3 protein-coding genes and 2 pseudogenes are annotated in these 4,856 nt (G+C 57.4%); all 5 read left to right on the plus strand.

Translation table 11 applies throughout. The features are described 5' to 3' along the window. Positions 1-95 (plus strand): annotated as a pseudogene (locus ACQKP4_RS28360) (hypothetical protein); the annotation flags it as partial. 42 nt (positions 96-137) lie between these two features. Beyond that, a complete protein-coding gene (gene ftsH / locus ACQKP4_RS28365) occupies positions 138-2,051 on the plus strand; it encodes an ATP-dependent zinc metalloprotease FtsH (protein WP_149657643.1) in 1,914 nt (637 codons plus the stop codon). Between the two features lie 7 nt (positions 2,052-2,058). Continuing rightward, positions 2,059-2,910, plus strand: coding sequence for a dihydropteroate synthase (folP, locus tag ACQKP4_RS28370; protein WP_427637352.1), 852 nt, complete (start codon positions 2,059-2,061; stop codon positions 2,908-2,910). A gap of 16 nt (positions 2,911-2,926) precedes the next feature. After that, positions 2,927-4,264, plus strand: a complete 1,338-nt coding sequence (glmM, locus tag ACQKP4_RS28375; protein WP_427637353.1) for a phosphoglucosamine mutase — start codon at positions 2,927-2,929, stop codon at positions 4,262-4,264. A 66-nt stretch (positions 4,265-4,330) separates the two neighbouring features. Further along, positions 4,331-4,762, plus strand: a pseudogene (locus ACQKP4_RS28380) (triose-phosphate isomerase); the annotation flags it as partial. Between the last annotated feature and the right edge of the window lie 94 nt (positions 4,763-4,856).

Here is a 4,856-nt window from a genome sequence, read left to right on the forward strand (position 1 = left end):
CTCGCGCGCCGATCTGGGCCGAAAGCGTCGACTACGGCCATGGCACCGGGCACGGCGTCGGTTATTTCCTCAACGTCCACGAAGGCCCGCAGGTCCCATTAGCGGAGCTTGCTTCAGAGGGTAGTTAATTGAACGATATGGCAAAGAATCTGATCCTGTGGTTGATCATCGCGGCTGTCCTGGTGACGGTGATGAACAACTTCTCCAGCCCTAACGAGCCGCAGACCCTCAACTATTCCGACTTCATCCAGCAGGTCAAGGATGGCAAGGTCGAGCGCGTAGCGGTTGACGGCTACGTGATTACCGGCAAGCGCAACGACGGCGACAGCTTCAAGACCATTCGTCCGGCAATCCAGGACAACGGTCTGATCGGCGACCTCGTGGACAACCATGTCGTTGTTGAAGGCAAACAGCCTGAGCAGCAAAGCATCTGGACTCAACTCCTGGTCGCAAGCTTCCCGATCCTGGTGATCATCGCCGTGTTCATGTTTTTCATGCGGCAGATGCAGGGCGGAGCCGGTGGCAAGGGTGGGCCGATGAGCTTCGGCAAGAGCAAGGCACGCCTGCTCTCCGAGGATCAGGTGAAAACCACCCTGGGTGACGTTGCCGGTTGCGACGAAGCCAAGGAAGAAGTGGGTGAGTTGGTCGAGTTCCTGCGTGACCCGGGCAAGTTCCAGCGTCTGGGCGGCCGCATTCCTCGTGGCGTGCTGATGGTTGGTCCACCGGGTACCGGTAAGACATTGCTGGCCAAGGCAATTGCCGGCGAAGCCAAAGTGCCTTTCTTCACCATTTCCGGTTCCGATTTCGTCGAAATGTTCGTCGGTGTTGGTGCAAGCCGTGTCCGTGACATGTTCGAGCAAGCCAAGAAGCACGCGCCTTGCATCATCTTCATCGATGAAATCGACGCCGTTGGTCGCCATCGTGGCGCCGGCATGGGCGGCGGTCACGATGAGCGCGAGCAGACTCTCAACCAGTTGCTGGTAGAGATGGATGGCTTCGAAATGAATGACGGCATCATCGTCATCGCCGCAACCAACCGTCCGGACGTGCTGGACCCTGCGCTGCTGCGTCCAGGCCGTTTCGACCGTCAGGTCGTGGTCGGTTTGCCGGACATTCGTGGTCGCGAACAGATTCTCAAGGTCCACATGCGTAAAGTCCCGATGGGCGATGATGTCGCTCCAGCGGTGATCGCACGTGGTACGCCGGGCTTCTCAGGTGCCGATCTGGCTAACCTGGTCAACGAGGCTTCGCTGTTTGCAGCTCGTACTGGCAAGCGCATTGTCGAAATGAAAGAGTTCGAACTGGCCAAAGACAAGATCATGATGGGCGCCGAGCGCAAATCCATGGTCATGTCCGAAAAAGAGAAGCAGAACACCGCTTATCACGAAGCAGGCCATGCCATTGTTGGTCGCGTCGTGCCTGAGCACGATCCGGTCTACAAGGTTTCGATCATCCCGCGCGGTCGTGCGCTGGGTGTGACCATGTTCCTGCCGGAAGAAGATCGCTACAGCCTGTCCAAGCGCGCACTGATCAGCCAGATCTGCTCGTTGTATGGCGGCCGTATTGCTGAAGAGATGACCCTGGGCTTTGACGGTGTCACCACTGGTGCGTCGAACGACATCATGCGTGCCAGCCAGATTGCGCGGAACATGGTGACCAAGTGGGGCTTGTCGGAAAAACTCGGTCCGTTGATGTATGCCGAAGAAGAGGGTGAAGTATTCCTCGGTCGCGGTGGTGGCGGTCAGAGCGCAAGCTTCTCCGGTGAGACGGCCAAGCTGATCGACTCCGAAGTGCGCAGCATCATTGACCAGTGCTACGGCACGGCCAAGCAGATCCTTACCGACAACCGTGACAAGCTCGACGCGATGGCCGATGCCTTGATGAAGTACGAAACGATCGATGCCGATCAGATCGATGACATCATGGCTGGTCGCACGCCTCGTGAGCCGCGCGACTGGTCGGGTGGTGGTGCCGGAAGTTCCGGAACGCCGCCGGTTGCACAGGATCCGCGTCCGGAAACACCGATCGGCGGCCCGGCTGCTGACGTATAGGTTTGAAATGACTTCTGTTCAGTCCTCAACCCGGTTGCCTTGCGGCAACCGGGTTCTTGATTTGGCCCATGCCCATGTCATGGGTATTCTCAATGTCACTCCCGATTCTTTTTCTGATGGCGGCCAATATAGCCAGCTCGACGCGGCCTTGCGCCACGCCGAAGCCATGGTTTCGGCCGGCGCAACCCTGATTGATGTGGGTGGCGAATCCACTCGACCTGGCGCGCGGGCGGTCTCACCGCTCGAAGAGCTTGAACGCGTGGCGCCTATCGTCGAGCGCATCAGTCGCGAACTTGACGTGATCATTTCTGTCGATACCTCGACGCCAGCGGTCATGCGTGAAAGTGCGCGGCTGGGGGCGGGCTTGATCAATGATGTTCGCTCACTGCGCCGTGACGGTGCTTTGGACGCAGCAGCGGCCACTGGTTTACCGGTATGCCTGATGCATATGCTTGGTGAGCCGGGAGATATGCAGGACGATCCGCATTATCAAAATGTGACCCATGAAGTCGGCGAGTTTCTCGCCGGGCGCATGGCTCAATGTGCGGCAGTCGGAATTGCACCTGAGCGCATTATTCTGGATCCGGGTTTTGGCTTCGCGAAAACCCTGCAGCACAATCTAAGCTTGTTCAAACATATGGAGGCTTTGCATGCCTTGGGGCGGCCCTTGTTGGTCGGGGTTTCGCGAAAGAGCATGATTGGCCAGGCCTTGAATCGCCCGGTTGGTGATCGACTGTTCGGCGGTCTTGCGCTCGCGGCGCTGGCATTGGCCAAGGGTGCGCGTATATTGCGCGTCCATGATGTGGCCGAAACAGTGGATGTGATGCGGATGATCGCCGCAGTGGAATCAGCCGAATAAGAATGATGGAGCACGTATGAGCAAGAAATACTTTGGCACCGACGGTATCCGTGGTCGCGTCGGTGAATACCCGATTACTCCTGACTTCATGCTCAAGCTCGGTTGGGCCGCGGGCATGGCTTTCCGTAAGATGGGCGCCTGCAAGGTGCTTGTCGGTAAGGACACTCGAATCTCTGGTTACATGTTTGAGTCGGCGCTTGAGGCCGGTCTTACTTCAGCGGGCGCTGACGTAATGCTGTTGGGCCCGATGCCGACGCCTGCCATCGCGTACCTCACGCGCACCTTCCATGCCGAAGCCGGCATCGTGATCAGCGCTTCGCACAATCCTCATGATGACAACGGCATCAAATTCTTCTCCGGTAAAGGTACGAAGCTTCCGGATGAAGTCGAGTTGATGATTGAAGAGTTGCTCGATACTCCTATGACCGTGGTTGAATCGAGCAAGATCGGCAAGGTGTCGCGTATCAATGATGCTTCTGGCCGCTATATCGAATTTTGCAAAAGCAGTGTGCCGACCGGGACAAGCTTTGCGGGCTTGAAGATCGTGATTGACTGCGCTCATGGTGCCACTTACAAGGTGGCGCCTAGCGTGTTCCGTGAGCTGGGTGCCGATGTAGTGGTGTTATCCGCACAGCCAAACGGTCTTAACATCAACGACAACTGTGGTTCGACTCACATGGGGCAGTTGCAGGCTGCCGTGTTGGCTGAGCATGCTGATCTGGGTATCGCCTTTGATGGTGATGGCGATCGGGTGCTGATGGTCGATCACACTGGTGCTGTCGTTGATGGTGATGAACTGCTCTTCATCATCGCCCGCGATCTGCACGAGCGTGACAAGTTGCAGGGCGGTGTGGTCGGCACCTTGATGAGTAACCTGGGGCTTGAGCTGGCCTTGGCGGATCTGTCGATTCCATTTGTGCGGGCCAACGTTGGCGACCGTTATGTCATCGCTGACCTGCTGGAGCGTAACTGGGTAGTGGGCGGTGAAAACTCGGGGCACATTGTTTGCTTCAATCACACTACGACCGGTGACGCGATCATTGCCGCACTGCAAGTCCTGATGGCATTGAAAACGCGGTCCGAAGGGCTGGCTCAGGCCCGTCAGGCGTTGCGCAAGTGCCCTCAAGTACTGATCAATGTCCGGTTTGGCGGTGGTGCAAGTCCGCTCGATCATCCGTCGGTCAAGGAGGCCAGTGAGCGTGTTACCCAGGCCATGGCTGGTCGCGGGCGCGTGCTGTTGCGCAAGTCCGGCACGGAGCCGCTGGTGCGCGTCATGGTCGAAGGCGAGGACGAAACACAGGTTCGCGGTTATGCCGAAGAGCTGGCAAAACTGGTAACTGAAGTTTCTGCCTGATTTCGGCTTGCCAGCCTTGATTGTGTTGGGTAACATCTGCGCCCACTTTGACCGACGAGGTACAGCATGCGTCGCCCTATGGTAGCTGGTAACTGGAAGATGCACGGTACCCGCGCCAGCGTCGCTGAGCTGATCAATGGCCTAAGTCGTCTGGCCTTGCCGAGCGGTGTTGATGTCGCGGTATTCCCGCCTTGCTTGCATATCAATCAAGTGATTGATGGCTTGAAAGGTCAGTCGATTTCGGTCGGCGCGCAGAACTCTGCGGTGGAATCGATGCAAGGTGCATTGACCGGTGAAATTGCGCCGAGTCAGTTGGTGGATGCAGGTTGTTCCTTTGTGCTTGTCGGGCACTCCGAGCGCCGCCAGATAATGGGCGAGCAAGACGGTGTGCTGATTCGCAAGTTCGCAGCGGCACAGGCAGTTGGCTTGATTCCGGTGTTGTGTATAGGGGAAACCCTGGAGCAGCGTGAAGCTGGGAAAACTCTTGAGGTTGTCGGCCATGGGGCAGCCCTTTTACTGTGTGAATATACAGTATAGGCTTCACCGATCATCTACAACCCGCAGGAGAACCCTTCATCGGGTCAGATCAAAT

Source organism: Pseudomonas sp. NPDC086278, assembly GCF_050280905.1.
Classification (GTDB): domain Bacteria; phylum Pseudomonadota; class Gammaproteobacteria; order Pseudomonadales; family Pseudomonadaceae; genus Aquipseudomonas.